Raw genomic sequence first — 20598 nt, forward strand, 5'->3', positions numbered from 1 at the left:
GATTGCCGGAGTTTTCCCCATGGCCGAAATCAAGGAAGCACTTGTCCCCGATATCGGTGACTACAGCGATATCCCGGTAATCGAGGTGCTGGTCGCCGTTGGAGATACCGTCAAGAAAGACCAGGGTCTGGTGACGCTGGAATCGGACAAGGCCACGATGGAAGTACCGTCCTCGGTGGCCGGTATCGTCAAGGAAATCAAGGTCAAGGTCGGCGACAACCTCTCCGAGGGCAAGCTCGTGGCCCTGATCGAAGTCAGCGAAGAGGCCGCCGCGCCGGCCGCTGCCGCTGCTGCCCCGGCCCCGGCCGCCAAGACCGAAGCCGCCGAGACCGCGACCAAGGTCGAGCCGGTCGCGACCGCGGCCGAGCCGGACAAGCTGGCCGCCCGTGATATCGAGCAGTCCGCTGCCAAGGCGACCCAGCCGGCCCCTGCGGCCGCTGCCCCGTCGGGTGGCTCGCCGACCAGCCCGCCGGTCGCCTTCAACGCCGACAGCGTGCTGCCGCAGAAGGTGCCCTACGCCTCGCCGGCCGTGCGCGTGTTCGCCCGCGAGCTGGGCGTGGACCTGAACCAGCTGAGCGGCACCGAGAAGGGTGGCCGCATCACCAAGTCCGACGTGCAGAAGTTCGTCAAGTCGGCCCTGTCCGGCGGCGGTGCAGCCACCGGCGGTACCGTGGCGGCCGGTGGCGGCCTGAACCTGCTGGCCTGGCCGAAGGTCGACTTCAGCAAGTTCGGCGAGGTCGAGGTCCAGCCGCTGTCCCGCATCAAGAAGATCTCCGGCGCGAACCTGGCCCGCAACTGGGCGATGATCCCGCATGTCACCCAGTTCGAGCAGGCTGACATCACCGAGCTGGAAGCCCTGCGCGTGGCCCTGAACAAGGAAAACGAGAAGGCCGGCATCAAGCTGACCATGCTCGCCTTCCTGGTCAAGGCCAGTGCTGCGGCGCTGAAGAAGTTCCCGGAGTTCAACGCATCGCTGGATGCCAGCGGCGAGAACCTGACCCTGAAGAAGTACTTCAACATCGGTTTCGCGGCCGATACGCCGAGCGGCCTGGTGGTGCCGGTGATCCGCGATGTCGACAAGAAGGGCGTGGTGCAGATCGCGCAGGAATCCGGCGAACTGGCCAAGAAGGCACGCGACGGCAAGCTGGGCCCGGCCGACATGAGCGGTGGCTGCTTCTCGATCAGCTCGCTGGGCGGCATCGGCGGCACCGCGTTCACCCCGATCGTCAATGCACCGGAAGTGGCCATCCTGGGCGTGTCCAAGTCGTCGATCCAGCCGGTCTGGAATGGCAAGGAATTCGCCCCGAAGCTGATGCTGCCGCTGTCGCTGAGCTATGACCACCGGGTCATCGACGGCGCGCTGGCGGCCCGCTTCACTACCTACCTCTCGCAGGTGCTCGCCGACATGCGGCGCGTCCTGCTGTGAAGCCGGGCCTGGTCCTGGCCGGGCTGCTGATGGCGCTGCCGGTGGCGCAGGCGGGCGCGCGCGAATGCGCGTCCGACCTGGGCCATGGCTGGCCACCGGCGGTCGGCAACTACGGCCAGGCGGTGGAAACCCTGTTCGATGGCAAGGTGCAGCCGGCGCTGTCGCTGGTCAGCCTGCCCAGGAGTGGCGTGGAAACCGGCGTGGCGTTGTTGCCGGGTGCCCACGACCAGGCATGGACCCTGCGCTACAGCCGGGCCGACAAGCGTATCTACAGCTGGAACAGCGGTGCCCGCCAGGGCGGCGTGGAACTGCGCGTGGACCAGCAGCCGGACCAGTACCAGGTCAGCATCCCGGCGCCGCTGGCGCAGCGGCTGCTGCGCAGCTGGCAGGCCGCACTGGCCGCCCAGGTGCCGGGCGAACGCAAGGCGCCGGTGCTGGAGGGTGACGTACTGTCCTTCACCGTGGATGGCCAGCGTTACAGCGGCACCCGGCCGGAGTGCGGCGCGGGCAAGCTGATGATGAAACAGGTGGCGCTGCTGATCGAAGCCAGCGACACCAAGGAAAAGAAGCTCGACCGTCGCTGGAAAGATCTGGACGAGTCGCTCGACGAACTGCAGCAACTGCTCGGCGGCAAGGCCGGCTGAGCACCAGGAGAACACGAATGGCCGCAATTGAAATCAAGGTTCCCGACATCGGCGATTACAGCGGTGTCCCGGTGATCGAACTGCTGGTCGCCGTGGGTGACACGGTGAAGAAGGACCAGGGCCTGGTCACGCTGGAATCGGACAAGGCCACGCTGGAAGTGCCCTCGTCGGCCGCTGGCGTGGTCAAGGAAATCAAGGTCAAGCTCGGCGACAACCTCTCCGAAGGCGACGTCGTGCTGCTGCTGGAGGCTGAAGGTGAGGCCGCCGCGCCGGCTGCCCCGGCCAAGGCGGAAGCGCCGAAGGCCGACGCGCCGGCCAGCAAGCCGCCGGTGACCCCGTCGCACCGCGCCCCGGCCGAACCGGCCGCGCCGCAGCCGGCGCTGTCTTCGGGCAAGCCGGCCGACATCGAATGCAAGATGGTAGTGCTCGGCGCAGGCCCCGGCGGCTACACCGCCGCCTTCCGTTCAGCCGATCTGGGCGTGGATACCGTGCTGGTGGAACGTTACGCCAGCCTCGGCGGCGTCTGCCTCAACGTGGGCTGCATTCCGTCCAAGGCACTGCTGCATGCGGCTGCGGTGATCGATGAAGTCGCCCACGCCGGTGACTTCGGCGTCGAGTTCGGCAAGCCGACCATCACCCTGGACAAGCTGCGCGGCTACAAGGAAAAGGTGGTCACCCAGCTGACCAAGGGCCTGGCCGGCATGGCCAAGCAGCGCAAGGTGCGCACCGTGCAGGGCCTGGCCAGGTTCGTCTCGGCCAACGAGCTGGAGATCGTCGGCGACGACGGCAAGACCCAGCTGCTACGCTTCGAGCAGTGCATCATCGCGGCCGGTTCGCAGGCGGTGAAGCTGCCGAACTTCCCGTGGGACGACAAGCGCGTCATGGACTCCACCGATGCGCTGGAACTGGCCGAGGTGCCGGGCAAGCTGCTGGTGGTCGGTGGTGGCATCATCGGCCTGGAAATGGCGACCGTATACGGCGCGCTGGGCAGTGAAGTGACCGTGGTCGAGTTCATGGACCAGCTGATGCCGGGCGCCGACAAGGACCTGGTCAAGCCGCTGGCCGACCGCCTGAAGAAGCAGGGCATCGTGGTGCACCTGAAGACCAAGGCGACCGACGTCAAGGCCGACAAGGCCGGCATCACCGTGTCCTTCGAAGCCGCCGTGGAAGGCGAAAAGCCCGGTCTGGAAGCAACCACCTTCGACCGCGTGCTGGTCGCCGTGGGTCGCTCGCCGAACGGCAGGAAGATCGATGCCGAGAAGGCCGGCGTGCAGGTCACCGACCGTGGCTTCATTCCCGCTGACCGCCAGATGCGCACCAACGTGCCGCACATCTTTGCGATCGGCGACATCGTCGGCAATCCGATGCTGGCCCACAAGGCCACGCACGAGGGCAAGCTGGCCGCGGAAGTGGCTGCCGGCGAGAAGAAGGAGTGGGTGGCGCGCGTGATTCCGTCGGTGGCCTACACCAATCCGGAAATCGCGTGGGTCGGCGTGACCGAAACCGAAGCGAAGGCCAAGGGTCTGAAGGTCGGCGTGGCCAAGTTCCCGTGGGCCGCCAGCGGCCGCGCGATCGGCATCGGTCGTACCGAGGGCTTCACCAAGCTGATCTTCGATGAAGAGACCCACCGCATCATCGGTGGTGCGATCGTCGGCGTGCATGCGGGTGATCTGCTGGCCGAGATCGGCCTGGCGATCGAAATGGGCGCGGAGGCCGAGGACATCGGCCACACCATCCACGCCCATCCGACGCTGAGCGAGTCGGTGGCGATGGCCGCGGAAATCTACGACGGCACGATCACCGATCTGTACATGCCGAAGAAGAAGTAATCGGCGGGTTACCCCCATGTGGGGTGACCCCGGTGTAACAAAAAACCCCGGCGGAAGCCGGGGTTTTTCGTTGAAAACGCGGCCCCGATGTCCCGGAGGCCGCGCTTGGCGAGCGGTGTTGCGAAGGGCTTAGAAGACGAAGCTGACGCCTGCCACCGGACCCTTGAACTCCTGCTTCAGGCCGATGGTGCCATCGCTGCCGCTCTGGTCCACGTCCAGCTTGAACCAGTCGTAGCCGGCGAACACGCCGAAGTTCTTGGTGAAGCGGTAATCGACGATCGCATTGGCACGGCTCAGGTCGCCGTCGTAATCGTCGAAGTTGCCCCACTTGGTGTTCAGGTACTGGCCCTGGAAGGTGATCATCCACTTCTCCGACGGGGTGAAGCTCAGGCGCGCACCGACCACCGGCGCGACACCGTCGGCCTTCTCGTCGAGGAATTCGCCCTGGTACAGATCACCAACGTCCGCGTAAGCCTTGGTGCTGACCTTGGCGTACTCGGCACCCAGCTGCAGGCCGAGGTCGAACTTGTCGGTGTCCACCACCGAGTAGTCGTACACCAGGCTGGCGACCTGGTACTTCAACTCACCCTTGATGAAGCTGCCGGCCGGCACGTTGGTATCGCCGAAGCTCACGCCCTCATCGAGGGTCTCGCGGCGATCCTTGTCGTACTTGAAGTAGTTGAACAGCAGGCGCTGGCGGTTGCTGATGCGGAACATGCCGTCCACGCGCGGCTCCCATTCCTTGCCACCGAGGCCGAAATCTTCGGAGAAGCCCACATCCTGGCCAGCGATGTTGGTGTTGCCGCGGATCGTGTTGTCCGAATCGATCTGCATCGCACCCAGGCGCAGGGCGAAGCGGTCATCGCCTTCGGCAGCGTGGGACGGAGCGGCGTAGGAAAGTGCGGCCAGGGCGACTGGCACGGCAAGCAGGGAGAGCATCGGGCGCATCGGGGGTCCTTGCGGTGGTTCTAGTGATGTGCCGTCACATTGCCCACTGCGACGTCCACCATTCGTGAAGGTATGGTGGACGCTGTGTGTACCGTTCATGCGCTTGAGCGCACCGCATGGCGGTGCGTTGGCCGGCCGCAGGGCGAAACCGCGTTGCGGGTGTTCCCGCAAAAAAAGGGTGGCCCCGGAGAGGGCTTCGGGGCCACCCCGTACTGGCCTGCGCGCAGGACGCCGACGAGGATTCAACGGCAGGCTGCTGGATCTGACCGGGTGGTGCGACCAAAGTTCAATATGTTGCACCGCCGCATCGCAGGCGCCTTTGCGCAAAGCGATTGGCCCGGTGGTGGAACAGGTTGCCAAGAGCCTCCAACGGCGGGCTTACATCCGGGATGAACAGGCAGCGGTTGTCTCTCAAATTGTCCCATTGCTATAATTTGGCGGCTCGACGAGGCGCTGGCTTGCGGCCTCGGCCTTTCCTACTCACAACCATGCAGGACATTCACGTGCTGAACTCCGTTGACGCGGGTCGGCGACTGATGCTGCGCGCAGCGGTTTACCCGCTCGTTGCAGTGGCTGTCCTGGCTCTGGCCCTGCTGCTGTGGGGTGGCCCGAAGGCAGCCCTGGGGGCGTTGCTCTCCGGCGTGGCGGTTTCGGCGGCCGGCTGGGTGGCCGCACGGATGGCGCTGGGAGGTGGGGTGCAGGCCGCAGGGTCTGCGATGACCCGCCTGATCCTGGCGGTCGTGGCAAAGTGGGTGCTCGTATTCGGCGTCCTGATGGTGGGGTTCCTGGTCTTCAAGCTGCCTGCATTGGCGCTGCTGGCCGGCATCGCCGTCGGATTGATGTTCCAGGTCCTGGCTCTGGCCAGGCGCTGATCCAATTTATTTAACTCAAGGTTCCGGACACATGGCAGGCGAGGCGCTGACACCCACCTCCTACATCCAACATCACCTGCACAACCTGACGTTCCATATGCAGGAAGGTGGTTTCTGGGCGATCCACGTCGACACCATCGTGACTTCGGTCCTGATGGGCCTGTTGATGGTGTTCGGCTTCTGGATGGCAACCCGCAAGGCCACCGCCGGCGTCCCGGGCAAGTGGCAGGCGTTCGTCGAGATCTGCCTGGAGTTCGTTGACCGCCAGGCCAAGGACACCTACCACGGCACCAGCAAGCTGGTGACCCCGATCGCGATCACCCTGTTCTTCTGGATCCTCATGATGAATCTCATCAAGATGATCCCGGCCGACTTCATCGCCATGCCGCTGGAAGCCCTCGGCGTGCCCTACTGGAAGCCGGTCCCCACCGCCGACGTCAATGCCACCCTGGGCATGTCGATCAGCGTGTTCTTCCTGATGCTGTTCTTCGCGCTGCGTTCCAAGGGCCTGGGTGGTTTCACCAAGGAATTCCTGACCGCGCCGTTCGGCAAGTGGATGATGCCGTTCAACCTGATCCTCAACATCGTCGAATGGCTGAGCAAGCCGATTTCGCTGGCGATGCGACTGTTCGGCAACATGTTCGGCGGTGAGATCGTCTTCCTGCTGATCTGGGTGCTGGGCGGTGCGGGTATCGCCGGTGCCATCGCAGGCGGTGCGTTCGGCCTGGGCTGGATGCTGTTCCACCTGCTGGTGATTCCGCTGCAGGCGTTCATCTTCATGATGTTGTCCATCGTGTACCTGAGCCTGTCGGAAGACGCTCACTGAGTTTCGCTTCACCCTTCATCCGTTTGTTTCTAAACCCTTAGTTATTCAAAGTTCCAGGAGAAAACCATGTACTTCGCCGTCCTGACCAACCTCGCCCAAGTCCAGAGCTCCACCGTCCTCGCCGTCGGCATCATGATCGGCCTGGCCGCGCTGGGTGCCGGTCTCGGTCTGGCCATCATGGCCGGTAAGTTCCTGGAATCGGCTGCCCGTCAGCCGGAACTGATTCCGGTTCTGCAGGTCCGCATGTTCATCACCGCCGGCCTGATCGACGCCGCGTTCATCATCTCGGTCGCCGTCGGCCTGCTGTTGGCCTTCGCCAACCCGATGATCGGCGAGTTCGTTGCACGCCTGCCGCAGGTTGCTGGTTAATCCAGCAACAGCGAAACGATCAGGCGCCATGTGCGCCTGATCGCGGATGAAGGATCGGATGCGCCGCCAAGGCGGCCCATCCACCCCGTCACCCCCGATTGAGCGAACCCCATGGATATCGGTTTTACCCTCGTTGCCCAGGGACTGGCGTTTGCCGGTCTGATCTGGATCATCGCGACCAAGATCTGGCCGCCGTTGATGAACGCCATCGAAGAGCGCCAGCAGAAGATCGCTGAAGGCCTCGCCGCTGCCGACCGCAGCCAGAAGGATCTGGCCCAGGCGCAGGAAAAGGTCAACGATGCACTGAAGGATGCGCGCACCAAGGCCAACGAGATCATCGATCAGGCCCACGCACGCGCCAACCAGATCGTTGATGCCGCCAAGAATGAAGCCATCGTCGAAGCCAACCGCCAGAAAGACCTGGCCCACGCCGAGATCGAAGCTGCCGCCAACCGTGCCCGTGAAGATCTGCGCAAGCAGGTGTCCGCACTGGCCGTGAGCGGTGCCGAAAAGCTGCTCAAGCGCGAAATCGACGCCAACGCCCACAAGGCGCTGCTCGACGAGCTGGCCTCGGAGATCTGATCGATGAGCCAGGCCCTCACGCTTGCACGCCCGTATGCCCGCGCCGCGTTCGCGACCGCGCGCGACGAAGGCACGTTCGCGCCGTGGTCGGACGCGCTTGCGTTCTCCGCCCACGTAGCTGCCGACCCGCGCGTGGCGGCCTTGCTGTCGAACCCGGAACTGGACCGCGACGATGCCGTCGCGATGCTGGTGCCGGAATCGTCCAGCGAGACCTTCGGTCGCTTCCTGGCCATCCTGGCCGATGCGCACCGTCTGCCGCTGCTGCCGGAAATCGCCGGCATGTACGACCAGCTGCGCGCCGAAGCCGAACACGTGGTCAAGGCCACGGTGACCTCGGCCACCGAACTGTCCGGCGCCGAACTGGACGCCATCAAGGCCGCGCTGCGCAAGCGCTTCGGCCGCGAGGTGGACGTGACGACCGCGGTCGATGCGTCGCTGATCGGCGGTGCCGTGATCGATGCCGGCGATGTGGTCATCGATGGCTCGCTCAAGGGCAAGCTGTCGCGCCTGCAGACCGCGCTCGCTAACTGAATTCATTTAACGTCCGGCGTGACCGCCGGCACTAGGACTTGACGATGGCAACCACGCTCAACCCCTCCGAAATCAGCGAACTGATCAAGAACCGCATCGAGAAGGTCAAGCTGGCCGCGGAATCGCGCAACGAAGGCACCGTGACCAGCGTGTCCGACGGCATCGTGCGCATCTTCGGTCTGGCCGACGTGATGCAGGGCGAAATGATCGAACTGCCGAACAACACCTTCGCCCTGGCCCTGAACCTGGAGCGCGACTCGGTCGGCGCCGTGGTCCTGGGTGGCTATGAGCACCTGCGCGAAGGCGACGTCGCCAAGACCACCGGTCGCATCCTGGAAGTGCCGGTCGGTCCGGAAATGCTGGGCCGCGTCGTGAACGCGCTCGGCGAGCCGATCGACGGCAAGGGTCCGATCGCTGCCAAGGCCACCGCGCCGGTGGAGCGCGTTGCTCCGGGCGTGATCTGGCGCAAGTCGGTCGACCAGCCGGTGCAGACCGGTTACAAGTCTGTCGACTCGATGATCCCGATCGGCCGCGGCCAGCGCGAGCTGGTCATCGGTGACCGCCAGACCGGCAAGACCGCGCTGGCCATCGATGCGGTGATCAACCAGAAAGAAACCGGCATCAAGTGCGTGTACGTTGCGATCGGCCAGAAGGCCTCGACCGTGGCCAACATCGTGCGCAAGCTGGAAGAGAACGGCGCCCTGGCGCACACCGTGGTGGTTGCCGCGACCGCATCCGAATCGGCTGCAATGCAGTACATCAGCGCCTACTCGGGCTGCACCATGGGTGAGTACTTCATGGACCGCGGCGAAGACGCGCTGATCGTGTACGACGATCTGTCCAAGCAGGCCGTCGCCTACCGCCAGATCTCGCTGCTGCTGAAGCGTCCGCCGGGCCGTGAAGCCTACCCGGGTGACGTGTTCTACCTGCACTCCCGCCTGCTCGAGCGCGCTGCCCGCGTGTCCGAAGAGTATGTGGAAAAGTTCACCGACGGTGCCGTCAAGGGCAAGACCGGCTCGCTCACCGCGCTGCCGATCATCGAAACCCAGGCCGGTGACGTCTCGGCCTTCGTGCCGACCAACGTGATCTCGATCACCGACGGCCAGATCTTCCTGGAAACCGATCTGTTCAACTCGGGCATCCGCCCGGCCGTGAACGCCGGTATCTCGGTGTCGCGCGTCGGTGGTGCGGCCCAGACCAAGATCATCAAGAAGCTGTCCGGCGGCATCCGTATCTCGCTGGCGCAGTACCGTGAGCTGGCGGCGTTCGCGCAGTTCGCCTCGGACCTGGACGAAGCCACCCGCAAGCAGCTCGAGCGCGGTCAGCGCGTCACCGAGCTGATGAAGCAGAAGCAGTACGCCCCGATGTCCATCGCCAACCAGGCGCTGTCGATCTACGCCGTCAACGAGGGTTACCTCGACGACGTGCCGGTCAACAAGCTGCTGGCGCTGGAAGAAGGTCTGCATGCGCACTTCGCCAATACCCAGGGCGAGCTGATCAGCAAGATCAACGCGACCGGCGGCTGGGACAATGACATCGAAGCTGCCTTCAAGAAGGGCATCACCGAGTTCAAGACCACCGGCAGCTGGTAAGCCGCATGTGTGGCGGGGCCTGATGGCCTCGCTTCACCGTTGAATGGCAGCGGGGCAGAGCCCCGCTCTACGGGAAGAAGAGATGGCAAGCGGACGCGAAATCAAAACCAAGATCAAGAGCGTGCAGAACACCCGCAAGGTGACGCGTGCGCTCGAAATGGTCTCGGCCTCCAAAATCCGCAAGGCGCAGGAGCGGATGAAGACGTCGCGTCCGTATGCGCAGGCGATGAAGCAGGTGATCGGCCACCTGGCCCAGGCCAGCACCGATTACCAGCATCCGTTCCTGGTCCAGCGTGACGAGGTCAAGCGCGTCGGTTACATCGTGGTCTCTTCCGACCGCGGTCTGGCGGGCGGCCTGAACAACAACCTGTTCCGCAAGATGCTGGGCGAAGTTCGCCAGTGGCAGGACAAGGGCGCCGAGATCGACGTGGTCACCGTCGGCCAGAAGGCCTCGACCTTCTTCCGTCGCGTCAAGGTCAACATGGTCGGCACCGTCACCCACATGGGCGATGTGCCGCACCTGGAACAGCTGATCGGCGTGATCAAGGTGATGCTGGATGCGTTCACCGAAGGCAAGGTCGACCGCGTGTACCTGGTCTACAACCGCTTCATCAACACGATGACGCAGAAGGCCAGCTTCGACCAGCTGCTGCCGTTGCCGGCGGCTGAGAAGCAGGTCGCGCATCACGACTGGGACTACCTGTACGAACCCGACGCCGCGACCGTGCTCGAGCACGTGATGACGCGTTACGTCGAGTCGCTGGTGTACCAGGCCGTGCTGGAAAACGTCGCGTCCGAGCATGCAGCCCGCATGGTCGCGATGAAGTCGGCCAGTGACAACGCGAACAAGCTGATCGGCACCCTGCAGCTCGTCTACAACAAGGCGCGCCAGGCAGCGATCACCCAGGAAATCTCCGAAATCGTCGGCGGCGCGGCAGCAGTCTGACGCGCACAGTCAAAGCACACATTAGAGGATTGCAGCAATGAGTCAGGGCAAGATCGTTCAGATCATCGGCGCCGTCGTCGACGTCGAATTCCCCCGCGAGTCGGTGCCGAAGGTGTACCACGCGCTGAAGGTGGACAACACCGAAATCACGCTGGAAGTGCAGCAGCAGCTGGGCGACGGCGTGGTCCGTTGCATCGCGCTGGGCTCCACCGACGGCCTGAAGCGCAACCTGGTCGCCACCAACACCGAACGCGCCATCTCGGTGCCGGTCGGCGCGGGCACGCTGGGCCGCATCATGGACGTGCTCGGTCGCCCGATCGACGAAGCCGGTCCGGTGGCTGCCAGTGATACCTGGGAAATCCATCGTTCGGCGCCGTCGTACGAAGACCAGTCCCCGGCTACCGAGCTGCTGGAAACCGGCATCAAGGTCATCGACCTGATGTGCCCGTTCGCCAAGGGCGGCAAGGTCGGCCTGTTCGGCGGCGCCGGCGTCGGCAAGACCGTCAACATGATGGAACTGATCAACAACATCGCCAAGGCGCACAGCGGTCTGTCCGTGTTCGCCGGCGTGGGCGAGCGTACCCGCGAGGGCAACGACTTCTACCACGAGATGAAGGACTCCAACGTCCTGGACAAGGTCGCGATGGTGTACGGCCAGATGAACGAGCCGCCGGGCAACCGTCTGCGCGTCGCCCTGACCGGCCTGACCATGGCCGAGTACTTCCGCGATGAGAAGGACGATAACGGCAAGGGCAAGGACGTGCTGCTGTTCGTCGACAACATCTACCGCTACACCCTGGCCGGTACCGAAGTGTCGGCACTGCTGGGTCGCATGCCGTCGGCGGTGGGTTACCAGCCGACCCTGGCCGAGGAAATGGGCGTCCTGCAGGAACGCATCACCTCGACCAAGAATGGCTCGATCACCTCGATCCAGGCCGTCTACGTGCCCGCCGATGACTTGACCGATCCGTCGCCGGCCACCACGTTCGCCCACCTGGATTCGACCGTGACCCTGTCGCGTTCGATCGCCTCGCTGGGTATCTACCCGGCCGTGGATCCGCTCGACTCGACCAGCCGCCAGATGGACCCGCTGGTGATCGGCAACGAGCATTACGACACCGCCCAGCGCGTCCAGCAGACCTTGCAGAAGTACAAGGAACTGAAGGACATCATCGCGATCCTGGGCATGGACGAACTGTCCGAAGAAGACAAGCAGGCCGTGACCCGCGCCCGCAAGATCGAGCGCTTCTTCAGCCAGCCGTTCCACGTGGCCGAAGTGTTCACCGGCTCGCCGGGCAAGTACGTGTCGCTGAAGGACACCATCCGTGGCTTCAAGGCCATCGTCGATGGCGAATACGACCACCTGCCGGAACAGGCGTTCTACATGGTCGGCAGCATCGAAGAAGCGGTCGAGAAGGCCAAGAAGATGGCTGAAAAGGCCTGATGCGGCGGGGACGGGCGGCATGCCCGTCCCGACCCGTCACACGGGGTGGGCGCATGCCCACCGCTGAGGACATCCTGCGGTGGGCGCGAGCCCGCCCTAAAGCGAGAAGAGTTTCATGAGCACCATCCGTTGCGACATCGTCAGCGCCGAGCAGGAAATCTTCCGTGGTGAGGCGACCCTGGTCGTGGCCACCGGTGAGCTGGGTGAGCTGGGCATCGCGCCCAAGCACGCCCCGCTGATCACCCGCCTGAAGCCGGGCAAGGTGGTGGTGACCACGCCGAGTGGCGAGCAGATCGACTTCGCCATCTCCGGCGGCATTCTCGAAGTGCAGCCGCAGGTCGTGACCGTGCTGGCCGACACCGCGATCCGTGCCCAGGACATCGACGAAGCCTCGGTCCGCAAGGCCAAGGAAGAAGCCGAGCGCATCCTGGCCAACCGTGGTGAAGCAATGGAAGTGGCCGAAGCGCAGCAGCGCCTGGCGGAAGTGTCCGCCCAGCTGCAGGCGCTGGAGCGCCTGCGCAAGAACCTCAAGCACTGAGCGGGGCGGCGCGACGGCGCCATCCGCGAAGGGAAGACGCCGGCTTGCCGGCGTTTTTTTTTGCCTGCCTTCCAGCCATGGCGGTGGCGGCTGCGGACAATCCCACATGTTAACGAGCGTCGCACTAGAATTCCCCTCAACGATTCCCGGAACGTGATCTGCCCATGACCCAGCCCCTGCACGTGATCATCCTGGCCGCCGGTGCCGGCAAGCGCATGAAGTCGGCCCTGCCGAAAGTGCTGCAGCCCATCGCCGGCCGCCCGATGCTCGCCCATGTCATCGACACCGCGCGCCAGTTGCAGCCCGAAGCGATCCACGTGGTCTACGGCCATGGCGGCGAGGCAGTGCGACAGGCGTTCGCCGACCAGCCGGATCTGCGCTGGGCCGAGCAGAGCCAGCAGCTGGGCACCGGCCACGCCGTACTGCAGGCGATGCCGGAGGTGCCCGATGCGGCGACCGTGCTGGTGCTGTACGGCGACGTGCCGCTGATCCGTGGCGAGACGTTGCGCCACCTGCTGTCGCAGCCGGGCCGCCTGGCCGTGCTGGTGGCCGAGGTGGCCGACCCGACCGGCTATGGGCGGATCGTGCGCAATGCCGAGGGCAAGGTGGGCGCGATCGTGGAACAGAAGGATGCAAGCGACGAGCAGCGCAGCATCCGTACCATCAACACCGGCATCATCACGGCCGAATCGACCGCCCTGCGTCGCTGGTTGTCCCAACTCTCCAATGCCAACGCGCAGGGCGAGTATTACCTGACCGACATTTTTGCCGCGGCCGCGAGCGATTACACCCCGGCCGAGATGGCCTTCGTGCAGGATCCGCAGGACGCCGAAGGTGCCAACGACCCGTGGCAGCTGGCGCAGCTCGAACGCGCCTGGCAGCTGCGTGAGGCGCGGGCACTGTGCGCGCAGGGCGCACGCGTGCTCGATCCGGCACGGCTGGACATCCGTGGCTCGGTCACCGTCGGCAGTGACGTGCAGATCGATGTCAACGTGATCCTGGAAGGGCGCGTGGTGCTGGGCGACGGTGTGAGCATCGGTGCGTTCACCCGGCTCAAGGACGTCACCCTGGCCGCGGGCACCGTGGTCAAGCCGCACTGCGACCTGGACGGCGTGATCAGCGAAGGCGCGGCGGACATCGGTCCGTTCGCGCGTCTGCGCCCGGGCACCGTACTCGCGGAAGGCTCGCACGTCGGCAATTTCGTCGAGACCAAGAAGGTCGTGCTCGGTGCCGGCAGCAAGGCCAACCACCTCACCTATCTGGGTGACGCGGTGATCGGCAGCAAGGTCAACATCGGTGCGGGCACCATCACCTGCAACTACGACGGCGTGAACAAGTCGCAGACCACCATCGGCGACCGTGCCTTCATCGGCTCCAACAGTTCGCTGGTCGCCCCGGTCGTGATCGGTGAGGGCGCCACCATCGCCGCCGGCTCGGTGATCACCCGCGCTGCCCCGGCGGACAAGCTCACTGTCGCGCGTGCGCGCCAGGAAACCATCGACGGCTGGAAGCGCCCGACCAAAAAGTAGTGCCGGCCGCTGGCCGGCAACCAGGCGATCCCGGGCCCACGACGGTGCCGGCCAGCGGCCGGCGCTACCGCGCGTCGGCCGGCAGGAACACGGCCACGCACAGCCCACCTTCGCGGCGGTTCTGCAGGGAAATGCGGCCGCCGTGCGCTTCGACGATCTCGCGGGTGAGCGCAAGCCCCAACCCGGTGCCGTTGCGCTTGGTCGAGTAGAACGGCATCAGTGCGTTCTGCAGCACCGCCTCGTTCATGCCCCTGCCGCGATCCAGGACCTCCAGCCGCAGCCATTGCGGCAGGCGGGTCAGCCTGACCTCGACATCGTCGTTCGGCGGCTCGGCCTCACTGCAGGCTTCATGCGCATTCTTGAGCAGGTTCAGCAACGCCTGCCCGAGCTGGGCGATGTCCACCCGGCTCTGCAGGTCGTCGGGCAGCTCGGCCATGCGGAACGGGATCTGGTGCTGCAGGCCGCCCAGGAACAGGTTCCACTGCACGGTCTGCAGCTGCGGCTGCGGCAGCTTGGCGAAGCGTGCATAGCCCCGGATGAAGCCTTCCAGATGGCGTGCGCGTTCCTCGATCGTGCCGAACACCTCTTCCAGCCGCTCGGTCTTGCCACGCCGGACCAACTCACCGCCGGAGTGCGCCAGCGAGGCGATCGGCGCGAGGGAATTGTTCAACTCGTGGCTGATCACCCGGATCACCTTCTTCCAGGTCTGCACTTCCTGGCGGCGCAGCTCGGCGGTCAGCAGGCGGATCAGCAGCAGGTCGTGCGGACGGCCGTTGAGGTGGAAGTTGCGCCGCGACAGGTGATACACCTGCTCGTCTTCTTCATCGTCGCTGTCGTCCTGGCGGACCGCGAACAGGCTGTCGCCGCCGCGCACGATCGCATCGCGCAACTCCACCGGCATGGTTTCCAGCACGTCCTGCATGCGCTGGCCTTCCAGCTTCCAGCCGTTGTGCAGCAGCTTGCGCGCGGCCAGGTTGGAGAACACCACGCGCTGGATGCCGTCACCGCCGTTGGCCAGCAGCAGCATCGATACCGGCGTGTTCTGCACCATGGTGTCCAGCAGCAGTTCCCGCTGCACCAGCCCCTGGCGCTGTTCGCGCAGCACGTCGCCGAGTTCGCGATGCGCCTGTACCAGGTCGCCCAGTTCGTCGTTGCCCGGCCAGTACACCGAGAAATTGTATTCGCCGTCGCGGTAGCTGCTGGTGGTGCCCGACAACGCACGCAGCAGCGACCGCACCGGCGCGGTGGCGCGGCGCAGGCTGAACCACATCACCGACAGCAGCACGATGATCGACACCATGCTGACCGCCCAGCCATGGTCCAGCCAGAACGCCAGGTACCAGGGAAAGGCAGCGGCCAGCGCCAGCACCGGCAGCAGGCGCAGGAACAGCCGGAAGGTGAAGGAGCGGCGTGTCATTCGCGCGGGATGCCGTGGCGATCCATGCGCCGGTACAGCGCCTGGCGGCTCAGGCCCAGCTCGGCGGCCGCCTGGGCGATGATGCCGTGGTTGTGCGCCAGCGCCGCTTCGATCCGGCTGCGATCCGGATCGGCGCTGGGTGCGGTCGGGCGGGTCGCGACCGGCGCGCGCGGCAGGTTGAGGTCGGCCACGTCGATGCGGGTGCCTTGGGCCAGCAGTTCGGCGCGCTGGATGACGTTGCGCAGCTCGCGCACGTTGCCCGGCCATGGGTGACGCTGCAGCGCCGTGGCGGCCGCACTGGAGAGCGCCTTGTCGCCACTGAGGAACCGTTCGGCCAGCGGCAGGATGTCGCCCGGGCGCTCGGCCAGCGGCGGCAGCGCCAGTTCAACGGTATTGAGCCGGTAGTACAGGTCTTCGCGGAAGCTGCCGTCGCGGATCATTGCAGGCAGGTCGGCATTGGTGGCACTGACCACGCGCACCTTGACCTGGCGTTCGCGGTTGGAGCCCAGGCGCTCGAAGCGCCCGGTTTCCAGCACGCGCAGCAGCTTCATCTGCCCGCCCAGCGACAGGTTGCCGATCTCGTCCAGGAACAGCGTGCCGCCATCGGCGGCCTCGAATTTGCCTTCACGGGCCTTGTTGGCGCCGGTGTAGGCACCGGCCTCGCTGCCGAACAGTTCGGCTTCGATCAGCTCGGCGGGAATGGCGCCGCAGTTGAGTGCCACGAACGGACCCTTGGCCACCAGCGAATTGGCCTGGATGATCTCGGCGATCTTTTCCTTGCCGGCGCCGTTGGGACCGGTGATCAACACCGGCAGCGCCGAGCGCGCCACCTGGCAGGCCAGGTTCACCACCCGCTCGCTGGCCGGATCGGCGACCACGGCGCCGCGCAGGTCGTAGCGTGCTTCCAGCGCTGTGCGGTCGCGCTGCTCGCGGTCGCGCCGGCGGTCCAGCTCGTGGCGCGTTTCGGAGAGCTCCAGCAGGTTGTTCACCGTGACCAGCAGCTTGCGGTCGTCCCACGGCTTGGCCAGGTAGTCGGCCGCGCCGGCACGCACCAGGTCCACCGCGCTGCTGAGGTGGGTCCAGGCGGTCAGCAGGATCACCGGCAGGTCGGGGTGGCGGGAGCGGATCTGCTGGAACAGCGCTTCGCCTTCCTCGCCGGAGGTGGTGTCTTCGGTGAAGTTCATGTCCTGGATCACCAGGTCCACCGGTTGTTGCTCCAGCAGCGCCAGTCCGGCCTCGGGCGACAGCGCGTGCAGTGCGTCGATATCGTGCAGCGAGAACAGCACTTCCAGTGCGGTGCCGACGCTGGCGTTGTCATCAATGATCAGGATCGAAGGCATGCGTCGACAGGGAACCGGGAGAAGGACAGAGAGTACCGGAGCAGGGCGCCGGCGGGCAGGGCCGCCGGCGCCGTCCCGGCTACCGCCGTGGCGGCGGCGGTGCAGGGGGCGGCGGGGGCAGCACCCCATGCCACGCGGCAGTGGCCACCTGCACGGTCTGCTCGCGGCCATCGCGCTGCACGGTGACCGGCACCGTGCCCGGGCCGCTGCGGCCCAGCGCGGTGGTCAGGTCCTCCACGCTGCGCACCGGCTGCGTGCCCACCCGCAGCACACGGTCGCCGGCACGCACGCCGAAATGGCCGGCCGGCGTGGCGTTGCGCACGCGCACCACGCTTTGTTCGGCATCCAGTGCCAGGTGATGGCCGTCCTCGCGCCAGTCCAGGCGCGACGACTCGCGGTGGGTGGCCGACAGCGCCGGGGCGCTGGCCAGCAGCAGGCACAGTGCCAGGGGAGTGGTCTGGAGGCGCATGTCAGGCACTCCGGGTGGCGATGGCCGGCGCCACGGCGGCGGCGCGTCGGGCCGGGCCGAACACCGCGATCTGGCCCAGCAGCCACAGCAGCGCCGCGCCGATCGGCAGGTAGCTGATGGGCATGCGTGGCAGCTCGTAGGTGTTCATCAGCCACAGGTTGATGGTGTAGGCCATCAACATGCCCAGCACGATGCCCACCGTGGCCAGCAGGAAGTTCTCGGTCTGGAAGTAACGCAGGATCTGCCCGCGCGTGGCGCCCAGTGCACGGCGGATGCCGATCTGCTTGGTGCGCTGCTGCACCCAGAAGCTGGCCAGGCCGACGATGCCCAGCGCGGTGACCACCAGCAAGGCCACGCACACGGTGATCAGCAGGCCGACCATCGCGCGGTCATTGGCGAAGTGTTTGTTGCGGGTCTCCTCGTAGGTAACCTTGGCCCGCACCAGACGGCTGGAATCCACGCGTTCCAGTGCGGCCACCGCGGCCTTGATCACTTCATCGCGGCGCGACGGGTCGGTGACCCGGATCAGGTAGAAGCCCATGTCGTAGGACATGCGGATCGGCAGCAGCATCGAGTGCTGCGTGTTGCCCTCTACCTGGCTGGGGCGGCCCAGCACCTTGACCACGCCGGTCACCCGCAGCGGCATGCGGCCGCTGTACACCGTCTTGCCCAGCGCATCGCCGTCGGGGAAGAGCTTGTCGGCGGCGGACTTGGTCAGGATCACCGAACTGCCCTTGGTTTCAGAGTCGGGGTCGCTGGCGACCTCGTCGTACTCGCGGTACTCGCCGGGCTGGAAGTCGCTGCCGGCGATCAACTCGACGCCCAGCGTGTCCAGCGTACCTTCGCGGGCGAAGAACTGGGCCGCGTTCAAGGTGGGACGCTCCTGGTCGGGAACACGCGACAGGCTGGTGTTCCAGGAGTTGCGGCGGAACGGCAGCTGGTTGATCGCCACCGCGCTCTTCACCCCGGGAAGTCCGCGCAGCGCGGCCAGGTCTTCGCGGGTACGGGCTTCAACGTTGACCTGCTTGCCGATGCCGCCCAGACGCACTTCCACCAGTTCGTTCTCGGCGATGCCGCTGGGCTGGATGATGGTGTCGATGCGCTGCCCGATCAGGAACAGCGCGTTGCAGACGATGGCGCAGGTGAGCGCGATCTCCAGCACGATCAACGCTGCGGCCGTCTTGTGCCGGCGCAGGGTGGACAGGATGGGACGGATATCCATGATGTGCTCCGGTGCCTTACTGCGATTTGAGTTGGATGGCGGGCGCAACCTGCATCGCGCGCAGCGCGGGCAGGAAGCCGGCCAGCAGGCTGGCCACCAGGGTCAGGCCGAAGGTGAGCAACAACATCTGCCCGTCCAGCGTGGCCAGCTTGGCGTACTCCACCGGCTGCTGGCGGACCGCATACAGGCCGACCAGGGCCAGGCCGAGTCCCAGCACGCCACCGGCCAGGCCGACGGTGCCGGCTTCAACCAACGACTGCAGGAAGATCTGTCCGCGGCTGGCGCCCAGTGCACGACGTACGCCGATCTCGCCACTGCGACGCAGGAACTTGGCCAGCAGCAGGCCCACGGTGTTGATCAGGCAGACCAGCAGGAAGCCCATCGCCAGCCACAGCTGCAGGCGCACATCGCTGGGCACCACCTGCTTGTAGTCCAGCCACTCCATGACATTGCGCAGCCGCACGTTGGCCGGACGCTGGAAACGACCGGCGGCCTTCTGCTGGGCCGAGTAGTTGTCCAGGTAGGCGCGGTAGGTGGCCGCGTCGGCGGGCGAAGGCAGTTCCACCCAGTACTGCAGCCAGGTGCAGGGCGCGTTGACGGCGGTTTCTTCGCCGTTGCTGTTGCCCCAGCAGTTCATGTTGCCGTTGCGGCCCAGCTTGAGGTCCGTGGCCGTGGCGAACGGCAGGTAGACGTCTTCGCTGCCACCGTAGCGGCCGGTCTCCAGGTCGTAGAAGTGCGGGTTCGGGCTCCACTCGTCGAGCACGCCGACCACGGTGAACACGTGGCCGTCCATGCGCAGCGGCTTGCCGACGCTGTCGGCACCGTCGAACAGCTTCTGGTTGAGCGTGCGCGAAATCACCGCGACCCGCGCGCGTCCTTCGTCATCGCTGGTCGGCCAGGCGCGGCCGTACAGGAAGGGTGTGTCGAACATCGGGAAGAAGTCGGTGGAGGTGTAGCGTGCGTCGGTGTCGAAGGGCCGCAACGAGGCCTTGTCCGACTCGACGGTGACGCCGCCACCGGTCATGACCGCCTGGCGCTTGGCGTGCTTTTCGCGCAGCAGGGCCTCGGCATCGAAGCGGGTCATCTGGTCTTCCGGCTCTTCGCCGGGCTGGTAGCCCAGCATCGGCCGCGGGTCGACCTGCACGGCGAACAGGCGATCACTCTTCTGCGGGATCGGGTCGCCGGACAGCACATGGAACACGGTAAGGGTGGTCATCGACGCACCGATGCCCAGCGCGATGGCGATCACCATCAGCGCGGTCAGCACCTTGTTGCGCCGGAAGCTGCGCAGGGCCAGTCGGAAGTAGTAGGCGAACATGGCAGGCCTCAGTCGTTGACGGTGGCGATCGCGGGGCGCGGGGTGGCCAGCACCGGTTCGCGCACCAGGTCGGTGGCCTGGCCGTCGACGATGTGCACGTTGCGCTTGGCGCGCGCGGCCAGTTCCGGATCGTGGGTCACCATCACGATGGTGGTGCCCTTGGCATTGATTTCCTCCAGCAGCTCCATCACACCGCGGGCCATCTGGCTGTCCAGGTTGCCGGTCGGTTCGTCGGCCAGCAGCAGGCGGGGGCTGCCCGCAAGCGCACGCGCGATCGCGGCGCGCTGCTGCTGGCCGCCCGACAGCTCCGCCGGGTAGTGCTTCATGCGCGAGCCCAGGCCCACCTGGGCCAGCGCATGTTCGATGCGCTGCTTGCGCTCCGCCGCCGGCATGCCGCGGTAGCGCAGCGGCACATCGACGTTGTCGAACAGGTTGAGGTCGGAGATCAGGTTGAAGCCCTGGAAGATGAAGCCGATCTTCTGGTTGCGCAGGCGGCTGCGGGCGTCATCGCCAAGCTGGCTGACATCCTGGCCATCGAGCAGGTAGGTGCCGCTGGTGAAGGTTTCCAACAGGCCGGCGATGTTGAGGAAGGTGGTCTTGCCCGAACCGGACGGGCCGGTCACGGCGACGAACTCACCTTCGCGGACATGCAGGTCCAGCGATCGCAGGGCATGGGTTTCCACCTGTTCGGTGCGGAAGACTTTGGCGACCGAGCGCATTTCAAGCATGGCTGTTTTCCTTTGAGGGTCGAGAAGA

At 65.8% G+C, this 20598-nt stretch carries 20 protein-coding genes; 13 read left to right on the forward strand and 7 right to left on the reverse strand.

Annotated elements, in window-relative coordinates:
* The first annotated feature begins 19 nt into the window (after nucleotides 1-19).
* The 3 genes from aceF to lpdA are packed head-to-tail and all read left to right on the forward strand — an operon-like array spanning nucleotide 20 to nucleotide 3899.
* Nucleotides 20-1426: a dihydrolipoyllysine-residue acetyltransferase gene (gene aceF / locus AC07WC_RS11505; RefSeq protein WP_495210108.1), complete on the forward strand. Its 1407-nt coding sequence runs from the start codon at nucleotides 20-22 to the stop codon at nucleotides 1424-1426.
* The gene (locus AC07WC_RS11510) at nucleotides 1423-2070 is read left to right on the forward strand and encodes a hypothetical protein (protein ID WP_495210109.1); all 648 of its coding nucleotides are present in this window, start codon (nucleotides 1423-1425) and stop codon (nucleotides 2068-2070) included. Before aceF ends, AC07WC_RS11510 begins: the two co-directional genes overlap by 4 nt.
* Before the next feature lie 17 nt (nucleotides 2071-2087).
* On the forward strand, nucleotides 2088-3899 hold the full coding sequence (gene lpdA / locus AC07WC_RS11515) for a dihydrolipoyl dehydrogenase (RefSeq protein ID WP_495210110.1): 1812 nt from the start codon (nucleotides 2088-2090) through the stop codon (nucleotides 3897-3899).
* Between the two features lie 129 nt (nucleotides 3900-4028).
* On the opposite strand, the gene AC07WC_RS11520 is transcribed toward lpdA, so the two are convergent.
* Nucleotides 4029-4847, reverse strand: a complete 819-nt coding sequence (locus AC07WC_RS11520) for a hypothetical protein (protein WP_495210111.1) — start codon at nucleotides 4845-4847, stop codon at nucleotides 4029-4031.
* A gap of 503 nt (nucleotides 4848-5350) precedes the next feature.
* On the opposite strand from AC07WC_RS11520, the gene AC07WC_RS11525 reads away from it, so the two are divergent.
* The 10 genes from AC07WC_RS11525 to glmU all read left to right on the forward strand — a co-directional run bounded on the left by AC07WC_RS11525 (nucleotide 5351) and on the right by glmU (nucleotide 14076).
* Nucleotides 5351-5719 (forward strand): hypothetical protein, encoded by a 369-nt coding sequence (locus tag AC07WC_RS11525; RefSeq protein ID WP_026069845.1) that lies wholly within the window; start codon nucleotides 5351-5353, stop codon nucleotides 5717-5719.
* Nucleotides 5720-5750: 31 nt separating this feature from the next.
* Entirely contained in the window at nucleotides 5751-6545 is a 795-nt protein-coding gene (gene atpB / locus AC07WC_RS11530; RefSeq protein ID WP_046273137.1) for a F0F1 ATP synthase subunit A, read from the forward strand.
* 66 nt (nucleotides 6546-6611) lie between these two features.
* Nucleotides 6612-6914: a F0F1 ATP synthase subunit C gene (atpE, locus tag AC07WC_RS11535; RefSeq protein ID WP_017354883.1), complete on the forward strand. Its 303-nt coding sequence runs from the start codon at nucleotides 6612-6614 to the stop codon at nucleotides 6912-6914.
* Between the two features lie 111 nt (nucleotides 6915-7025).
* Entirely contained in the window at nucleotides 7026-7496 is a 471-nt protein-coding gene (locus AC07WC_RS11540) for a F0F1 ATP synthase subunit B (RefSeq protein WP_019183632.1), read from the forward strand.
* A gap of 3 nt (nucleotides 7497-7499) precedes the next feature.
* Nucleotides 7500-8027: a F0F1 ATP synthase subunit delta gene (locus tag AC07WC_RS11545; RefSeq protein WP_019183633.1), complete on the forward strand. Its 528-nt coding sequence runs from the start codon at nucleotides 7500-7502 to the stop codon at nucleotides 8025-8027.
* Between the two features lie 44 nt (nucleotides 8028-8071).
* The gene (gene atpA, locus AC07WC_RS11550) at nucleotides 8072-9619 is read left to right on the forward strand and encodes a F0F1 ATP synthase subunit alpha (RefSeq protein ID WP_019183634.1); all 1548 of its coding nucleotides are present in this window, start codon (nucleotides 8072-8074) and stop codon (nucleotides 9617-9619) included.
* Between the two features lie 82 nt (nucleotides 9620-9701).
* Nucleotides 9702-10565 carry a F0F1 ATP synthase subunit gamma gene (gene atpG / locus AC07WC_RS11555; protein WP_019183635.1) on the forward strand — a complete coding sequence of 288 codons (864 nt, stop codon included), beginning with the start codon at nucleotides 9702-9704 and terminating at the stop codon, nucleotides 10563-10565.
* Nucleotides 10566-10602: 37 nt separating this feature from the next.
* Nucleotides 10603-12009, forward strand: coding sequence for a F0F1 ATP synthase subunit beta (gene atpD / locus AC07WC_RS11560; RefSeq protein ID WP_495210112.1), 1407 nt, complete (start codon nucleotides 10603-10605; stop codon nucleotides 12007-12009).
* 115 nt (nucleotides 12010-12124) lie between these two features.
* On the forward strand, nucleotides 12125-12547 hold the full coding sequence (locus tag AC07WC_RS11565; protein ID WP_019183637.1) for a F0F1 ATP synthase subunit epsilon: 423 nt from the start codon (nucleotides 12125-12127) through the stop codon (nucleotides 12545-12547).
* A gap of 164 nt (nucleotides 12548-12711) precedes the next feature.
* On the forward strand, nucleotides 12712-14076 hold the full coding sequence (glmU, locus tag AC07WC_RS11570) for a bifunctional UDP-N-acetylglucosamine diphosphorylase/glucosamine-1-phosphate N-acetyltransferase GlmU (protein WP_495210113.1): 1365 nt from the start codon (nucleotides 12712-12714) through the stop codon (nucleotides 14074-14076).
* A 64-nt stretch (nucleotides 14077-14140) separates the two neighbouring features.
* Here the strand turns inward: glmU and AC07WC_RS11575 are convergent, their stop codons facing one another.
* From AC07WC_RS11575 to AC07WC_RS11600, 6 genes are all read right to left on the reverse strand, one after another.
* Nucleotides 14141-15493 (reverse strand): sensor histidine kinase, encoded by a 1353-nt coding sequence (locus AC07WC_RS11575; protein ID WP_495210114.1) that lies wholly within the window; start codon nucleotides 15491-15493, stop codon nucleotides 14141-14143.
* Complete coding sequence (locus tag AC07WC_RS11580; protein WP_495210115.1) at nucleotides 15490-16833, reverse strand: sigma-54-dependent transcriptional regulator; 1344 nt, start codon at nucleotides 16831-16833, stop codon at nucleotides 15490-15492. Before AC07WC_RS11580 ends, AC07WC_RS11575 begins: the two co-directional genes overlap by 4 nt.
* 79 nt (nucleotides 16834-16912) lie before the next feature.
* On the reverse strand, nucleotides 16913-17302 hold the full coding sequence (locus AC07WC_RS11585; protein ID WP_495210116.1) for a PDZ domain-containing protein: 390 nt from the start codon (nucleotides 17300-17302) through the stop codon (nucleotides 16913-16915).
* A gap of 1 nt (nucleotide 17303) precedes the next feature.
* On the reverse strand, nucleotides 17304-18524 hold the full coding sequence (locus AC07WC_RS11590; RefSeq protein WP_495210117.1) for an ABC transporter permease: 1221 nt from the start codon (nucleotides 18522-18524) through the stop codon (nucleotides 17304-17306).
* Between the two features lie 16 nt (nucleotides 18525-18540).
* Nucleotides 18541-19842 (reverse strand): ABC transporter permease, encoded by a 1302-nt coding sequence (locus AC07WC_RS11595; RefSeq protein ID WP_481500139.1) that lies wholly within the window; start codon nucleotides 19840-19842, stop codon nucleotides 18541-18543.
* 8 nt (nucleotides 19843-19850) lie between these two features.
* Nucleotides 19851-20570, reverse strand: coding sequence for an ABC transporter ATP-binding protein (locus AC07WC_RS11600; RefSeq protein WP_495210118.1), 720 nt, complete (start codon nucleotides 20568-20570; stop codon nucleotides 19851-19853).
* Nucleotides 20571-20598 lie beyond the last annotated feature (28 nt).

The sequence above is a fragment of the Stenotrophomonas sp. GW821-FHT01H02A genome (assembly GCF_059422145.1).